Origin of the sequence: Rhodococcus sp. BP-316 (genome assembly GCF_019836105.1) — a bacterium.
GTDB lineage: Bacteria > Actinomycetota > Actinomycetes > Mycobacteriales > Mycobacteriaceae > Rhodococcoides.
The window spans coordinates 530433-545193 of sequence record NZ_JABUEE010000002.1; the positions used below are offsets into that span (position 1 = coordinate 530433).

14 protein-coding genes are annotated in these 14761 nt (G+C 69.0%); 11 read left to right on the forward strand and 3 right to left on the reverse strand.

Annotation, left to right across the window (positions count from 1 at the left end):
* Positions 1–48 precede the first annotated feature (48 nt).
* The 5 genes from HQ312_RS05900 (at position 49) to HQ312_RS05920 (ending at position 6132) form a co-directional block, all read left to right on the forward strand.
* Positions 49–885 carry an alpha/beta fold hydrolase gene (locus tag HQ312_RS05900; RefSeq protein WP_222638067.1) on the forward strand — a complete coding sequence of 279 codons (837 nt, stop codon included), beginning with the start codon at positions 49–51 and terminating at the stop codon, positions 883–885.
* Positions 886–901: 16 nt separating this feature from the next.
* The gene (mshA, locus tag HQ312_RS05905) at positions 902–2281 is read left to right on the forward strand and encodes a D-inositol-3-phosphate glycosyltransferase (protein WP_222650065.1); all 1380 of its coding nucleotides are present in this window, start codon (positions 902–904) and stop codon (positions 2279–2281) included.
* Positions 2278–2835, forward strand: coding sequence for a YbjN domain-containing protein (locus HQ312_RS05910; protein WP_222638068.1), 558 nt, complete (start codon positions 2278–2280; stop codon positions 2833–2835). Before mshA ends, HQ312_RS05910 begins: the two co-directional genes overlap by 4 nt.
* A gap of 130 nt (positions 2836–2965) precedes the next feature.
* Complete coding sequence (locus HQ312_RS05915) at positions 2966–4567, forward strand: AMP-binding protein (protein WP_027506349.1); 1602 nt, start codon at positions 2966–2968, stop codon at positions 4565–4567.
* A 98-nt stretch (positions 4568–4665) separates the two neighbouring features.
* Positions 4666–6132 (forward strand): carboxylesterase/lipase family protein, encoded by a 1467-nt coding sequence (locus HQ312_RS05920; protein WP_222638069.1) that lies wholly within the window; start codon positions 4666–4668, stop codon positions 6130–6132.
* On the opposite strand, the gene HQ312_RS05925 is transcribed toward HQ312_RS05920, so the two are convergent.
* A complete protein-coding gene (locus HQ312_RS05925) occupies positions 6129–6947 on the reverse strand; it encodes a triacylglycerol lipase (RefSeq protein ID WP_222638070.1) in 819 nt (272 codons plus the stop codon). The two genes, HQ312_RS05920 and HQ312_RS05925, sit on opposite strands and share 4 nt — an antisense overlap.
* A gap of 125 nt (positions 6948–7072) precedes the next feature.
* On the opposite strand from HQ312_RS05925, the gene HQ312_RS05930 reads away from it, so the two are divergent.
* The 3 genes from HQ312_RS05930 to HQ312_RS05940 all read left to right on the forward strand — a co-directional run bounded on the left by HQ312_RS05930 (position 7073) and on the right by HQ312_RS05940 (position 9803).
* The gene (locus HQ312_RS05930; RefSeq protein ID WP_027504492.1) at positions 7073–7828 is read left to right on the forward strand and encodes a phosphoglyceromutase; all 756 of its coding nucleotides are present in this window, start codon (positions 7073–7075) and stop codon (positions 7826–7828) included.
* A gap of 105 nt (positions 7829–7933) precedes the next feature.
* The gene (locus HQ312_RS05935) at positions 7934–9103 is read left to right on the forward strand and encodes a cell wall metabolism sensor histidine kinase WalK (RefSeq protein ID WP_027504493.1); all 1170 of its coding nucleotides are present in this window, start codon (positions 7934–7936) and stop codon (positions 9101–9103) included.
* Positions 9104–9119: 16 nt separating this feature from the next.
* Entirely contained in the window at positions 9120–9803 is a 684-nt protein-coding gene (locus HQ312_RS05940; protein ID WP_027504494.1) for a response regulator transcription factor, read from the forward strand.
* An 82-nt stretch (positions 9804–9885) separates the two neighbouring features.
* On the opposite strand, the gene HQ312_RS05945 is transcribed toward HQ312_RS05940, so the two are convergent.
* Both HQ312_RS05945 and HQ312_RS05950 read right to left on the reverse strand, forming a co-directional pair.
* On the reverse strand, positions 9886–10755 hold the full coding sequence (locus tag HQ312_RS05945; protein ID WP_222638071.1) for a DUF559 domain-containing protein: 870 nt from the start codon (positions 10753–10755) through the stop codon (positions 9886–9888).
* A 182-nt stretch (positions 10756–10937) separates the two neighbouring features.
* Positions 10938–11738 carry a hypothetical protein gene (locus HQ312_RS05950; protein ID WP_027504496.1) on the reverse strand — a complete coding sequence of 267 codons (801 nt, stop codon included), beginning with the start codon at positions 11736–11738 and terminating at the stop codon, positions 10938–10940.
* Positions 11739–11892: 154 nt separating this feature from the next.
* Here HQ312_RS05950 and HQ312_RS05955 point away from each other — a divergent pair, with 154 nt between their 5' ends.
* The 3 genes from HQ312_RS05955 to HQ312_RS05965 are packed head-to-tail and all read left to right on the forward strand — an operon-like array spanning position 11893 to position 14713.
* Entirely contained in the window at positions 11893–12849 is a 957-nt protein-coding gene (locus tag HQ312_RS05955) for a Ppx/GppA phosphatase family protein (protein WP_027504497.1), read from the forward strand.
* On the forward strand, positions 12846–13862 hold the full coding sequence (locus tag HQ312_RS05960) for a Yip1 family protein (protein WP_222638072.1): 1017 nt from the start codon (positions 12846–12848) through the stop codon (positions 13860–13862). The genes HQ312_RS05955 and HQ312_RS05960 overlap by 4 nt, the downstream gene beginning before the upstream one ends.
* The gene (locus tag HQ312_RS05965) at positions 13859–14713 is read left to right on the forward strand and encodes a sugar phosphate isomerase/epimerase (RefSeq protein WP_308123814.1); all 855 of its coding nucleotides are present in this window, start codon (positions 13859–13861) and stop codon (positions 14711–14713) included. Before HQ312_RS05960 ends, HQ312_RS05965 begins: the two co-directional genes overlap by 4 nt.
* Positions 14714–14761 lie beyond the last annotated feature (48 nt).

Below are 14761 nucleotides of genomic sequence, written 5' to 3' on the forward strand. Positions count from 1 at the left end.
CACGAGCCCTTCTGACATCCCACAACGTGCGCCCAATATGTTGGTGGCATGGCAATACGAGAGGCGCTCGGGCGCGACGGAACATCCCTGGTCTACCGCGTCACGGGAGACGTCTCGGCTCGACCGTTGGTGCTGCTGCACGGCTGGGCCCAGACCGGAGCCTGCTGGGGCGACGACCTCCTCGCCGACCTGTCCGAGCGGTACCGCGTCATCGCGGTGGACCTGCGCGGGCACGGCATGTCCGGTGCCCCCGACGTCGGTTACGACCGGTCGGCGCTGTGGGCCGGGGACGTGCACGCCGTTCTCGAGCAGGAGGGCATCCGCTCGGGTGCGGTCCTGCTGGGCTGGTCCTACGGCGGTCTGGTGCTGTGCGACTACCTGTCGGTGTACGGCACCGGTGCGGTGGCGGGTGTCGTCTTCGTCGCGGCGATCACCGCGATCGGTCCGGACCGACCCGGCGGCGCCGTCGGCACGGCGATGCGTGCGGCGATCCCCGGCGCGATGAGCGAGGACTCGCGCGTGGCCATCAGGGCGCTCGCGAGTTTCGGCAACGCCCTCACCGGACCCGGCGAAGGACACGGCGCCGCAGCTCAGGCACTGTTCGGCGCCAGCCTGGCGACGCGTCCACGCGTGCGGTCCGCGGTGTTCCGGCGCGATGTGGGACACGACGAGACGCTGGCGGCGCTGGACGTCCCCACCCTGGTGATGCACGGCACGGCGGACACGGTGGTGGACGTCGGCGCGGGTCGGCACACCGCCTCCGTCGTGCCCGGTGCGTCGACCTCGTGGTGGGAGGGCGTCGATCACGGCCCGTTCGTCGCCGATCCGTCGCGGTTCCTGGGGGAGGTCACGGGCTTCGTCGACGCGCTGGGCCGCCGGACCTGACCGGGTGGGCGCGCACCTGCGACGCAATCGGACAGGGCACACTGGAACGGTGGTCCGCCGTCACAGCCCGCATCGGGTAGCCGTGTTGTCGCTGCACACGTCTCCGCTGGCGCAGCCCGGCACGGGGGACGCGGGCGGCATGAACGTGTACGTCCTGCAGACCGCCGTGCAGATGGCGGCGCGCGGAGTCGAGGTGGAGATCTTCACCCGGGCCACGTCCTCCCGTGACGAACCCGTGGTCGAGGCCGCGCCCGGCGTACTGGTGCGCAGCATCGCGGCCGGCCCGTTCGAGGGTCTCGACAAGCACGACCTGCCCACCCAGCTCTGCGCCTTCGCCGCGGGCGTCCTGCGCGAGGAGGCACGGCACGAGCCGGGCCACTACGACATGATCCACTCGCACTACTGGTTGTCGGGGCAGGTCGGCTGGCTCGCCCGCGACCGGTGGAAGGTCCCCCTGGTGCACACCGCGCACACGCTCGCCGCGGTGAAGAACCTGTCGGTGGCGGCGGGGGACAAGCCGGAACCGGCGGCCCGCCGCATCGGTGAGAAGCAGGTCGTCGAGGAAGCCGATCGGCTCACGGCCAACACTCTCGACGAGGCCCGCGCCCTCGTCGATCTGTACGACGCGGCCGAGGACAAGATCGACGTCGTCGCGCCGGGAGCGGACCTGAGCATGTTCCGGCCGGGCGATCGCGCCGCCGCTCGACGCTCCCTGGGGCTGGACGCCGACGACCCTCTCGTGACGTTCGTGGGACGGATCCAACCTCTCAAGGCGCCGGACGTCCTCGTCGCGGCCGTCGCCGAGATCCACCGGCGGGACCCGTCGTCGCGCGTGCGCGTGCTGGTGGTCGGTGGCCCGTCGGGCACCGGTCTGGAACGGCCCGACTCCCTCATCGAGCTGAGTCGCCGGCTGGGCATCGAGGATCGGGTGACGTTCCTCCCGCCGCAACCCCCGGACAGGCTGGCGGACGTCTACCGCGCGTCGGATCTCGTTGCGGTGCCCAGTTATTCGGAGTCCTTCGGTCTCGTGGCCATCGAGGCCCAGGCGTGCGGTGTCCCGGTGGTCGCCGCGGATGTCGGGGGCCTCGGTGTGGCCGTGCGGGACGGGGAGACCGGCGTGCTGGTGCAGGGCCACGATCCGGCCGACTGGGCCACCGCGGTGCAGTCGTTGCTCGCCGACGACCGTCTGCGCACCGTGATGGCGTCGAATGCCTCACGACATGCGGAGAACTTCTCGTGGGAACACACCTCGGACGCGTTGCTGGACACCTACGCCCGCGCGGCGTGGAGATTCGGCCGTACCGCGGGTGTCGAGAGACCGACGGGTGAGTTCTCGCCTCGCAGACCCCGTGGTCTGTGGCGACTACGACGGACAGGACCGGTGAGAGCGCTGTGACGACGACCGACCAGGTGACGGAACTGATCGACTCGGTGTTGGCCGACCGGGAGTTGGACTACTCCCGGGCCACCGACACGCAGTTCGTCGTGGACCTTCCCGGTGAGAAGAAGCTCAAGACCTCGACGATGCTGACGGTCGGCAACCACGGCGTGCGCGTCGAGGCCTTCGTGTGCCGCAAGCCCGACGAGAACTTCGAGGGCGTGTACCGATACCTGTTGCGGCGCAACCGCCGTCTGTACGGAGTGCACTACACGATCGACAAGATCGGCGACATCTACCTCGTCGGCAAGATGTCGACGCACGCGGTCACGGGAGACGAGATCGACCGCATCCTCGGGCAGGTGCTCGAGGCGGCCGACGGCGATTTCAACGTGCTGCTCGAACTGGGCTTCGCCGAGTCCATCCGCCGCGAGTGGGCGTGGCGCGTCTCGCGCGGCGAGTCGCTGAACAACCTGAAGGCGTTCGAGCATCTGGTGAACGGCAGGCCGGACGACGGGCCCACGTCCTGGGTGCAGCCGGCGGACCGAGCGGACGACGACGACCGGGACTGATTCGGACACCGTGCAGGTAGGCTCCTTCATGTGATGGCTGTCACCCGGAATGTCCGAAGGATGTTTATGTGACCGCCCGACACATTAAGGTTGCCTTTCTGTCGTCCCTGCTGTGCCGATGAGGAGTTCCATGAGTTTCCGCAGCCCGTACCCCGACGTCGAGATTCCCGAGCAGAGCGTCTACGAGTTCCTCTTCGGTGACCTCACCGAGGACGACCTCGCGCGCCCCGCCCTGATCGACGGCCCCAGCGGCGCCGTCACCGACTACCGCACTCTCGTCGGTCAGATCAACGGTGTCGCAGGCGCACTCGCCTCGCGCGGAGTGAAGGTCGGCGACGTGGTCGCGGTGCACTCGCCCAACGTGCCGGCGTTCGCGTCGGTGTTCCACGGCATCCTGCGCGCCGGTGCGATCGCCACGACGATCAACGCTCTGTACAACGCCGAGGACATCGCGAAGCAGCTCACGGACTCGTCCGCGACCATGATCTTCACGGTCTCGCCGCTGCTCCCGCAGGCGAAGGCCGCTGCGGAGCAGGTCGGTCTGTCGGCCGATCGCATCGTCGTGCTCGACGGCGCGGAGGGCCACGAGTCGCTGCGTGACCTCCTCACCGAGGGTGCACAGGCGCCCGACGTCAGCTTCGACCCGTCGACCCACCTCGCGGTGCTGCCCTACTCCTCGGGCACCACGGGACGGCCGAAGGGCGTCATGCTCACGCACCGCAACCTGGTGGCCAACGTGTCGCAGATCGAGCCGCGCATGGGCGCGAACCGGGACGACGTCCTGCTCGCCGTGCTGCCGTTCTTCCACATCTACGGCATGACCGTGCTGCTCAACCTCGGCCTCAAGGTGCGCGCGTCGCTGGTCACGATGCCGCGCTTCGATCTCGAACAGTTCCTGAGCCTCACCACCGAGAAGAAGATCACCTACCTCTTCATCGCGCCGCCCGTCGCCGTCGCACTGGCCAAGCACCCGATGGTGGACCAGTACGACATCTCCAGCGTGCGAATGGTGTTCTCCGGTGCCGCCGCCCTCGACGAGAACCTGGGCAACGCCGTCGCGAAGCGACTGAAGACCAAGGTGCGTCAGGGTTACGGCATGAGCGAGCTGAGCCCCGTCTCGCACGCCATCCCGTTCGACGGTGACGACATGCCGCTGAGCAGCTGCGGCACCGCCGTCGCCAACTCGGAGAACAAGCTCGTCGATCCGGCCACCGGCGAGGAGGTGGCCTACCCGGAGCCCGGCTCGGACAAGGTCAGCGAGCCCGGTGAGCTGTGGATCAAGGGCCCGAACGTCATGGCCGGATACCTGAACAACGACGCTGCGACGGCCGAGACGCTCGACGCGGACGGGTACCTGCACACCGGCGACATCGCCGTCGTCGACGGTCGTGGGTGCGTCAGCATCGTGGACCGGCTCAAGGAGCTGATCAAGTACAAGGGCTACCAGGTGCCGCCCGCCGAGCTCGAGTCGCTGCTGCTCACGCACCCGCAGATCGCCGACGCGGCCGTCATCGGCGTGCTCGACGACGAGGGCGAAGAGGTACCGAAGGCGTTCGTCGTGCTGCAGCAGGGCGCCGAGCTCACCGAGGACGACGTCATGACGTTCGTGTCCGAGAAGGTGTCGCCGCACAAGAAGGTTCGCCGCGTGCAGTTCATCGACACGGTGCCGAAGTCGGCGTCCGGCAAGATCCTGCGCAAGGATCTGCGCGCGGCCGAGCCTGCCGCCGGCTGACACTCCCTGTACCACCCGAACACCCTCTCCAGCGTGCTGGAGAGGGTGTTCGCGTCATGTGAGGGGTGTGGGGGCACTCGGGGTGGTACTCATGAGCCATGGACACGATCACCGTCGATACACCCCAGGGCCAGGTGCGCGGTCGCACCGACAACGGCATCGCCTCGTTCCTCGGCGTTCCCTACGCCGAGGCGCCGTTCGGCCCGCACCGGTTCCAGGCGCCCACCGCGCCGCCGCGCTGGTCCGACACCCGCGACGCCCTCGAGCACGGCGCCACCGTCCCGAAGGTCGGGTACCGGCCGCCCACCAGCGAGATCCTCAGCGAGCCCGTGGTGCCCGGCGAGGAGTGCCTGAACGTCGCCGTGTACTCGCCGGACGTCGCCGGCTCCGCGCCCGTGTTCGTGTGGATCCACGGCGGCGCCTTCGTGAACGGCAGCAACGCAGTACCCGCCTACGACGGCACCGCCTTCGCGCGGGACGGCGTCGTCGCCGTGGTGATCAACTACCGGCTCGGCGTGGACGGCTTCGCGCAGATCGAGGGCGCTCCCGCCAATCGTGGTCTGCTGGACCAGGTCGCGGCGCTCGAATGGGTCCGGGACCACATCGCGTCGTACGGCGGCGATCCGGCGCGGGTGACCGTCGCGGGAGAGTCCGCGGGTGCCATGAGCGTCGGCACGCTGCTGTCGATGCCCCGGGCGGAGGGGCTGTTCCACCGCGCGGTCCTGCAGAGCGGCGCCGGCCATCACGTCATCTCGGCGGAGACCGCGGGCACCGTCTCGGCCGCGCTGGCGTCGGCCCTCGGCGTTCCGGCGACGGTGGAGGGGCTCGGCTCGGTACCCGTCGACGCCCTCGTCGACGCCCAGCGCACCCTGTCCGATCGCATCGCCGCGGAGGCATCGAGCGGCGCGTGGGGTGAGGTGGCACTGAACATGATGGCGTTCGAGCCGTGCATCGACGGTGATGTCGTTCCTGCGCTGCCGTATTCGCGCATCGCCGACGGTGCGGGCGCCGACGTCGAACTCCTGCTCGGCACCACCAGTGAGGAGCACGCGTTCTTCCTTGTGCCCGCCGGCATCGTTCCGCACATCACCGAGGACTACCTGCGGACGGTGCTCGCCGGGTATCGACTGGACCCGTCGGTGCTCGACACGTACCGCGATCGCTATCCGGACGCCTCGCCCGGTGAACTCATGATCGCGGTCATGACCGACTGGTTCTTCCGCATCCCCGCCGTGCGCGTCGCCGAGGCGCACCCGGCCCACGTCTACGAGTTCACCTGGCGCTCGCCGCTGTTCGACGGGAACCTCGGCGCGTGCCACGCGCTCGAGATCCCGTTCGTCTTCGACGTGCTGGGCAAGCCCGAGACCGCTCGCATCACGGGGCCGAACCCGCCGCAGGCGGTCGCCGACGAGATGCACCGTGCCTGGGTCGACTTCGTGCGCGACGGCGATCCCGGCTGGGCGCAGTACGGGTCCGAGCGCACGGTGAAGATGTTCGGGACGGAGTCGGCCGTGGTGAACGACCCGCGGCCCGACACCCGCACGGTGTGGGACGGTGCGCGCTAGCCGGTGAAGGGCGGGACGAACTCGCAGGGCACGGGTCTCGGGTGCGCGGGGTCGAGAGCGTTCAGCACGAACGCCGCGGCCCTCGGCGACCCGACGATGCCGGCATGCTCGGAGAAGTCGACGTTGCACGTGTCCTGTACGACGATGTTGGTCGCGTTCGGAGCCTCGACGTAGCCGTCCGTGTACGGGACCACCACCTCGTCGTACCGGGTCATGATGTTCGTGTACGTGATGCCCGGCGCGTAGCGGTACGACGCGTCGGGCCACGCGAGCTGCGACGGGCCCGACCCCTTCCACAGCGGGGCCAGCGAGACGTACCTGTCGATGTCGTCCGCTCCGCCGAGCACCTGCGCGTAGTAGTTGGGCAGCACCGTGCCCTGCGAGTGTCCGACGATGTCGACCTTCTCGGCGCCCGTCGCGGACAGCACCTCGTCGACGAACGCCGCGAACTGCGCTCCCTTCTCGGGAACCGGCCCGAGGCCACCGATCGCGCTGATCGGCCACGCACCCGGCAGCGCACCGTACGTCGGAGCGAAGACGCAGTACCCCTCGTTCTTCAGCAGCGGCGCGTACACGCCCCACCCAGTCTGCTGCCCGGTCCCCGTGCCGTGCACCAGGATGACCGGATTCGGGTGCTCCGCCGTCGGCGCGCACGAGAAGTCGTTGGTTCCGGGCAGCGATCCGCCCGGGTTCGCGATCTCCGCCGGGAAGCCGCTGAAGAAGTTGTAGTCGACGGGCAGCGGATCGGCCGTGGCGGTCGGCGCGCACGCGAGCCACGCGCACGCCGCGAGCGCCACTGTCCAGCGGGTTCTCATCTGCAGAGGCTAGCGGTCACGCCGGTTCGGCTCGGCGGAAGCGCAGTTCCCGCTGCGCACCCCGCGCGACCTGCGGCGCGCCCGACCGGTCGTCCCGCCGACGGCATCGTGAGAAACTGGGCGGCATGAGCATCGGAACCCTGATCCTTCTCCGCCACGGCGAGAGCGAGTGGAACGCGTCCAACCAGTTCACCGGATGGCAGGACGTGCGCCTGACCGCCAAGGGTGAGGCGGAGGGGAAGCGTGCCGGCGAGCTGATCAAGGAGGCCGGTGTGCTTCCCGACGTGCTGTACACCTCGCTTCTGCGTCGCGCCATCAGCACTGCGAACCTCGCGCTCGACGCTGCCGATCGGCACTGGATCCCGGTCGTCCGCGACTGGCGTCTGAACGAGCGGCACTACGGTGCACTGCAAGGTCTCGACAAGGCGGCGACCAAGGAGAAGTACGGCGACGAGCAGTTCATGCTGTGGCGTCGTAGCTACGACACCCCGCCGCCCCCCATCGAGGTCGGCTCCGAGTACAGCCAGGACGCCGATCCGCGCTACGCCGATCTCGACAGCGTGCCGCTGACCGAGTGCCTGAAGGATGTCGTCGAACGCTTCGTTCCGTACTACGAGGACGTCATCGTCCCCGAGCTGCGGGCAGGGAAGACGGTCATGATCGCCGCCCACGGCAACTCGCTGCGCGCCCTCGTCAAGTACCTCGACGGCATCTCCGACGCGGACATCGCGGGGCTCAACATCCCCACCGGCATCCCGCTGCAGTACGACCTCACGGAGTCGGGCGACAAGCTCGTTCCCACCGTGCCGGGCGGCACCTACCTCGACCCGGAGGCCGCTGCGGCCGGAGCCGCGGCAGTGGCGAACCAGGGCAAGAAGTAACGACTCGATGAACGCGGTGCGAACGTGCGCCGGACGTGCGGTGACGGCCGGAAAACCCGGCCCACCGTGCGTCGGTGCACGGTCGTGTGACCGTACGATCGGCCCGTGACCACTCCGACCGTCGTACTGATCGCCGCCGTCGCGGCGTTCGGTGGGTACCTCGTCGGTGGAGTGCTGATCCCGTATCTGAACTCCCGCCACGTCCTGCGTCAGACCCGCGACAACGGGCTGACGATGTCCCAGGTCCTCGACCTCATCGTGCTGGCCGCGCACAGCGGTATCGCCGTCGTCGACCAGTTCCACGACGTCGTGCTGTTCAATCCGCGCGCCGAGGAGCTCGGTCTCGTCCGCGGTCGGTCGCTCGACGATCGGGCCTGGAAGGCCGCCACCAGGGTCCTCGAGACCGGTGACCACGTCGAGGTCGACCTCACGGTTCTCGACGCCCGCGGGCGCGCCGGCATCGCCGTGAAGGGGCACGCGCAGCTGCTCTCCCAGGAGGATCGCCGGTTCGTCGTCCTGTTCGCCGACGACGACTCCGAGCAGGTCCGCATGGAGGCCACGCGGCGGGACTTCGTCGCGAACGTCAGCCACGAACTCAAGACCCCCGTCGGCGCCATCAGCCTGCTGGCCGAGGCGCTGCTGCAGTCGCGCGACGATCCGGAGTCGGTCCAGCGATTCGGTGAGCGGATGCTCGACGAGTCCACGCGCCTGGGCAACATGGTCAGCGAACTCATCTCGCTGTCCCGGCTGCAGGGTGCCGAGAAGCTCCCCGATCTCGACGTCGTCGACGTCGACACCGTGGTCAAGAGCGCGCTCTCGCGTTCGGCCCTCAAGGCCGAGGCCACGGGCATCGTCGTCACGACTGACCGACCGAGCGGACTCGAGGTGCTCGGCGATCAGACCCTGCTGGTCACCGCACTGTCCAACCTCGTCGAGAACGCCATCGCGTACTCCCCGAAGGGGTCTCCCGTGTCGGTGACGCGGTCCCTGCGTGACGACGATGCGACGGGCCCACAGAGCATGGTGGCCTTCTCGGTCACCGACCGCGGCATCGGCATCGCCAAGGAGGACCAGGAGCGCGTGTTCGAGCGCTTCTTCCGCGTCGACAAGGCGCGGTCGCGGGCCACCGGCGGTACCGGTCTGGGACTGGCCATCGCCAAGCACGTCGCCGCCAACCACAACGGCCGCATCGAGCTGTGGAGCAAGCCCGGGACGGGCTCGACCTTCACGCTCCTCATTCCTGCTCACATCGAAGACGACGGCGAGCCGTCATGACCGAGAAGGACACCCCATGACGAGCGTGCTCATCGTCGAAGACGAAGAATCGTTGGCCGACCCGCTGGCGTTCCTGCTCCGCAAGGAAGGGTTCGACGCGACCGTCGTCGGCGACGGCCCCTCCGCCCTCGCCGAGTTCGATCGCGTGGGAGCGGACATCGTCCTGCTCGACCTCATGCTGCCGGGCATGAGCGGCACCGACGTGTGCAAGCACCTGCGCAGCCGCTCCGGTGTGCCGGTCATCATGGTCACCGCGCGCGACAGCGAGATCGACAAGGTGGTCGGACTCGAACTGGGTGCCGACGACTACGTCACCAAGCCGTACTCGTCCCGTGAACTCATCGCGCGCATCCGTGCGGTCCTGCGCCGTGGATCCGACACCGAGGAGATCGACGACAACAGCATCCTCGAGGCCGGACCGGTACGCATGGACGTGGAGCGCCACGTCGTCATGGTCGGCGGGCAGCAGATCACGTTGCCGCTCAAGGAGTTCGACCTGCTGGAGTACCTGCTCCGCAACTCCGGTCGAGTGCTCACCCGCGGACAGTTGATCGACCGCGTGTGGGGCGCCGACTACGTGGGCGACACGAAGACGCTGGACGTCCACGTGAAGCGGTTGCGCTCGAAGATCGAGACGGACCCCGCGAAGCCCGTGCACCTCGTCACGGTGCGTGGACTGGGGTACAAGCTCGAGGAGTGAAGCCGTTCGGTTTCGGCGAGGACGTCCCAAACGTCGCTGGCGGAGACTGAATCACGGCACTTTCGGCGTACTCGCGGGGGTATCAGGCGGCGAGTAGCCGGCGGACACGACCGACCAGGACATCGGGTTCGCGCCGCACATCGTCCGACGTGATCTGCAGAACGCGCCAGCCTTCATCAGCGAGCAGCGCAAGACGGGCCTTGTCGCGTCGGACGCTATCGGGCGTTCCGTGGAATTCGTCGCCGTCGTATTCCACCGCGAATCGTCGTGCTGGCCAAGCGAGGTCGAGATAGAAGATGCCGAGTCCGTGCATAACGGGCCACTGCAACTCGGGTGCCGGAAGGTGGCCGTCGTGCAGCACCAGGCGAGTCTCCGACTCCATCGGTGAGCCGGATCTTCGGTCGACGAGCGGTGCCAGACGGCGGACCTCGACGATGCCCCGCCGCCCCTGTTGCGCATCGACTGCTCGTTCCAGCGATCCGGGTTCGCAGCCCACCCGGGCCGCGGCATCGAGAACGGCGAGCGCGCGACCGGGAGAACGTTGCCGTGCGACCTCGACAGCAGTCCAGGCGGGCTCCACGACGAGTCGGGTGCCGATCTCCATGAGCGGCGCACCCCGCCGCTGATGCACCACTACCCCTGGTCTGCTCTCGATGCGCCGATCGTCCGGCTCCACCACCTGTAATTGCTGCGTCTGGTCGAGATCGAAACCGTGCATCGCCGCCGCCGTGTCCATGGATGCGGCGACCCGCGTTCCGAGCTCGATGCTCAGAGCGTCGAGTCGCGCCGAGACAGGGAGCGTTCCGACCGCGTACAGCCCGTGCCGTACGCGGGTCAGCTGACGAGTGTGCACCAGCCACCGCACGCGGCTCGGGGACATGCGTCGGAGGAGATCGGTCGTGTGCAGGAAGCCGCCGTTGGCTCTCATTGCGTCGACGAGTGTGGGGTCCATGGCGCAGACCGTCACGAGCTGCACCGACAGGCACTGCGTCGATCGAGCAACTCGCCAGTGCCGTGGGGATGACGGGGTGCCTGTGGATGAAGCGTGACCAAGCCCCGGCGAGTACGTCGAAAGTGCTGCGGCGAGCGCCGAGATCACGGCACTTTCGACGTACTCGCGGGGCATTGATGGGACTACGTGCGCTGAGCCTCGCGGGTCGCGGGGTGCACGGCGATCAACCCCAAGCCCTGCCGACGCCGACACAGCGCGGCGAGTTCGGTGTAGACGTCCTTGCCGAGCAGCTCCGTCAGCTCTGGCGCGTACGACTGCCAGACCGCCTTCGAGCCGACGTGTGCGTCGGGGGAGGCGGTGCAGTACCAACTGAGGTCGGCGCCGCCCTCACCCCAGCCGCGTCGGTCGTACTCGCCGACGACGGTCTGCAGGATCTCGACACCGTCGGGGCGCGTCACCCAGTCCTGGGTGCGGCGGATGGGCAGCTGCCAGCAGACGTCGGGCTTCACCTCGAGGGGTTCGACGCCGGTGCGCAGCGCCATCCGGTGCAGTGCGCACCCGATGCCGCCCTCGAAGCCCGGTCGGTTGAGGAAGATGCACGCACCCTTGTACTTGCGGGTGCGCAGCGCCTGCTCGCCCTCGAGATCGTCGACCTCGACGAACCCCTTCTTGCCGTGTCCCTTGTCGAAGAACTGCCAGTCGTCCGGCGTGAGCATCTCGACGGAGGCGACGAGCTTGGCGTGGTCGTCGTCGTCCGACAGGAACGCTCCGTGCGAGCAGCACCCGTCGTCGGGCCGATCCGGCACCGTTCCCTGGCACGCGGGGGTTCCGAAGACGCACGTCCAACTCGACAGCAACCACGTCAGATCCGCACGGACGACGTGCTCGGGGTTGGTCGGATCGACGAACTCGACCCACTCGCGCGGGAAGTCCGGCGCGACCTCGGGTGCGGGATCGAGTTTGTGGGTCGCCGCGGGTTCCAGCACGTCCGCGGGCCGTCCGGTGGCCTCGCCCGACCGCCGTCCGGCCTCGTCGCCCACGCTCGTCGTCTGCTTTGCGGCCCGGCCGGCCTCCGGCCTACCCGCCTTCTCAGCACGTGTCACAAGCCACGACGCTAGACCCAGTACGGTGTTCCCTGTGCGGTTAGGGGTGCTCGACGTCGGAAGCAACACGGTTCATCTGCTCGTGGTCGACGCTCACCGCGGCGGTCACCCGACACCGATGAGCTCCACCAAGGCTGCCCTGCGCCTGGCGGAGAACACCGACGACGCCGGTGACATCACTCAGTCCGGCTCCGACCGACTGGTGCGGACGGTCGCCGACTTCTCGTCGATCGCCACATCGTCAGGCTGCGGCGAGCTCATGGCCTTCGCCACGTCGGCCGTCCGCGACGCCCGCAACTCGACCGCCGTGCTGAACCGAGTGCGTGACGAGACCGGCGTGAGCCTGCAGGTTCTCTCCGGCGAGGACGAGTCGCGACTGACGTTCCTGGCCGTGCGTCGGTGGTACGGCTGGAGCGCCGGGCGCATTCTCGACCTCGACATCGGCGGCGGATCCCTCGAGCTCAGCACCGGGATCGACGAGAACCCGGACGTGGCGATGTCGCTTCCCCTCGGGGCCGGCCGACTGACGCGCGACTGGCTGGCCGAGGATCCTCCCGGCAAGCGGCGGGTCGCCGTGCTGCGTGACTGGCTCGACGCGGAACTCGTCGAACCGGCGAAGAAGCTGCTCGAGCCGGGGCTGCCCGACCGGGCGGTGGGAACGTCGAAGACCTTCCGCTCGTTGGCTCGATTGACCGGTGCCGCTCCGTCGGCTGCCGGCCCCCGTGTCGTCAGGACCCTGACGGCCGACGGTCTGCGTCAGGTCATTTCGTTCATCTCGAGGATGACCTCGGCGGACCGTGCAGAATTGGAAGGCGTGAGCGCGGATCGATCACGACAGATGGTGGCCGGAGCACTGGTCGCCGAGGCGAGCATGCGCGCGCTGTCGATCGATTCGTTGGAGATCTGTCCGTGGGCGCTGCGTGAGGGATTGATCCTGCGCAAGCTGGACACGGAGACGTTCGGCGATGTGGTGGAGACTCGAGAGACATGAGTGACGACAACAACGGAAGTGGCGCGGCCGACACCGGACAGGTGTCGGTGGCGGAACTGCTCGCGCGCAACGGCGCCAAGGTGGACACGCAATCCGGTGGCGGTCGACGTCGACGCGGCATGGCCGGCGGTATCTCCGTCGCCGAGCTGACCGGCGAGATCCCGATCGTCCGCGACGAGACCCCGGCCGAGGCGCCCGACGACGAGACCGACGTGTCGCCCGAGACCGAGTCGCCGCAGGACCAGCCGCGGCAGGCCGAGGCCGGGGAGTCGACCCGCGACGCCGAGCCCGAGCGGCCCGCCCCGGCACCCGAGCCCACACGGACCACGCCCCGGATCGACGACCGCCGCCGTGAGCAGCAGGCCCGCCCGACCCCCGCGTTCGGCGCCGCCCGATCCGCTCGGCCCGAACCCGCGCTGTTCTCCGGCGCTCCGTCCGTGGCGGTCGACCGCCTGCGCGCCTCCACCGAGGAGCGTGCGCTCGCACCCGAGCGGCCGGCGCAGGAGCGTCCCGCTTCCGATCGATCCGGCACTCCTGAGCCGCAGCGATCGACGCCGGCCGAGCCGGAGGTCGACGCCGACGAGGTCACGGCCGAGAACGACGCGGTGACCACGATCGTCCCGGCAGTGACCGAGGATTCCGAGACCCCGGACACGATCGCCACGGACACGGCCGACGACGCCGATCTCGCGACCCCCACCGATGCGGAACCCGTCGAGGACGCACCGGTGGCGCCGTCGAAGTCCCGCAGCCCGGTCAAGCAGTGGTTGTCGCTGATCGGCCAGGGCATAGTGGCTATCGTGCTCGGCGCGCTCCTGTTCAAGGGGTTCGAGCGACTGTGGGAGATGCTCCCCTGGGTCGCTTTGGTCCTCGCGTTCTTCGTCATCGTCGGACTCGTGGCCGTGGTGCGTGTGCTGCGCCGCACCGACGACATCGTGTCGATCCTGCTGGCGGTGGTCGTGGGCGGATTCGTCACTCTGGGCCCGCTGGCCTTCATGCTCAGCACCACGTGACGACGCCCGGTCGCCGGCACGTTCCGGTGGGGTTGTCCACGGCCTCGGTCTATCCGCAGAACACCGAGTCCGCGTTCCGCTTCGCCGCGGAGCTCGGCTTCGACGGGATCGAGCTCATGGTGTGGGCCGAGCCGATCAGCCAGGACGTCGGTGCGATCAAGCAGCTCAGCCGCGCGTACGGCGTTCCGGTTCTGGCACTGCACGCACCGTGCCTGCTGATCACCCAGCGGGTGTGGGGTTCGGATCCGATCTCGAAGCTGGTGCGCTCGGTCCACGCTGCCGAGGCGCTCGGCGCGTCCACCGTGGTGGTGCACCCGCCGTTTCGCTGGCAACGCATCTACGCCGACGGTTTTCCCGACCAGGTCGCCGAGCTCGAGTCCGACAACGAGGGCATGGTCGTCGCCGTCGAGAACATGTTCCCGATGCGTGCGGACCGGCTCTTCGGTGCGGGCACCGGCTCGGTGAAGCGGCTCGAGAAGCGCGGCGGGAAGCCGGGCATCGGGTTCACCGCGTTCGCGCCGTCCTACGACCCGACCGACGTGGGCCACCAGCACTACACGCTGGACTTCTCGCACACCGCGACGTCCGGACTCGATGCCGTGGCGCTGTCCGAGCGCATGGGCGCCGGACTCAAGCATCTGCATCTCGCGGACGGCCGCGGCGCCTCCGTCGACGAACACCTCGTGCCCGGCGACGGCACGCAGCCGGTCGCGGAGGTCTGCCAGGCGCTGGTCGCGCGAGGCTTCGACGGTCAGGCCGTGCTCGAGATCAACACCCAGAACGCGCGGACCGCCACCGAGCGGTCCGCCGCACTCGAACGATCGTTGGCGTTCGCCCGGCAGCACCTCTGACGTCCCTCACCTCTGAAGTCCGCACTCTCGGAAGATCGCACCCTCGGA

What these genes read in the sequence shown, in the direction of transcription:
- HQ312_RS05900 (WP_222638067.1), top strand. Translation starts at nt 49, where the DNA reads ATGGCAATACGAGAGGCGCTCGGGCGCGACGGAACATCCCTGGTCTAC.
- HQ312_RS05915 (WP_027506349.1), top strand. Translation starts at nt 2,966, where the DNA reads ATGAGTTTCCGCAGCCCGTACCCCGACGTCGAGATTCCCGAGCAGAGC.
- HQ312_RS05920 (WP_222638069.1), top strand. Translation starts at nt 4,666, where the DNA reads ATGGACACGATCACCGTCGATACACCCCAGGGCCAGGTGCGCGGTCGC.
- HQ312_RS05925 (WP_222638070.1), bottom strand. Translation starts at nt 6,947, where the DNA reads ATGAGAACCCGCTGGACAGTGGCGCTCGCGGCGTGCGCGTGGCTCGCG.
- HQ312_RS05930 (WP_027504492.1), top strand. Translation starts at nt 7,073, where the DNA reads ATGAGCATCGGAACCCTGATCCTTCTCCGCCACGGCGAGAGCGAGTGG.
- HQ312_RS05940 (WP_027504494.1), top strand. Translation starts at nt 9,120, where the DNA reads ATGACGAGCGTGCTCATCGTCGAAGACGAAGAATCGTTGGCCGACCCG.
- HQ312_RS05945 (WP_222638071.1), bottom strand. Translation starts at nt 10,755, where the DNA reads ATGGACCCCACACTCGTCGACGCAATGAGAGCCAACGGCGGCTTCCTG.
- HQ312_RS05960 (WP_222638072.1), top strand. Translation starts at nt 12,846, where the DNA reads ATGAGTGACGACAACAACGGAAGTGGCGCGGCCGACACCGGACAGGTG.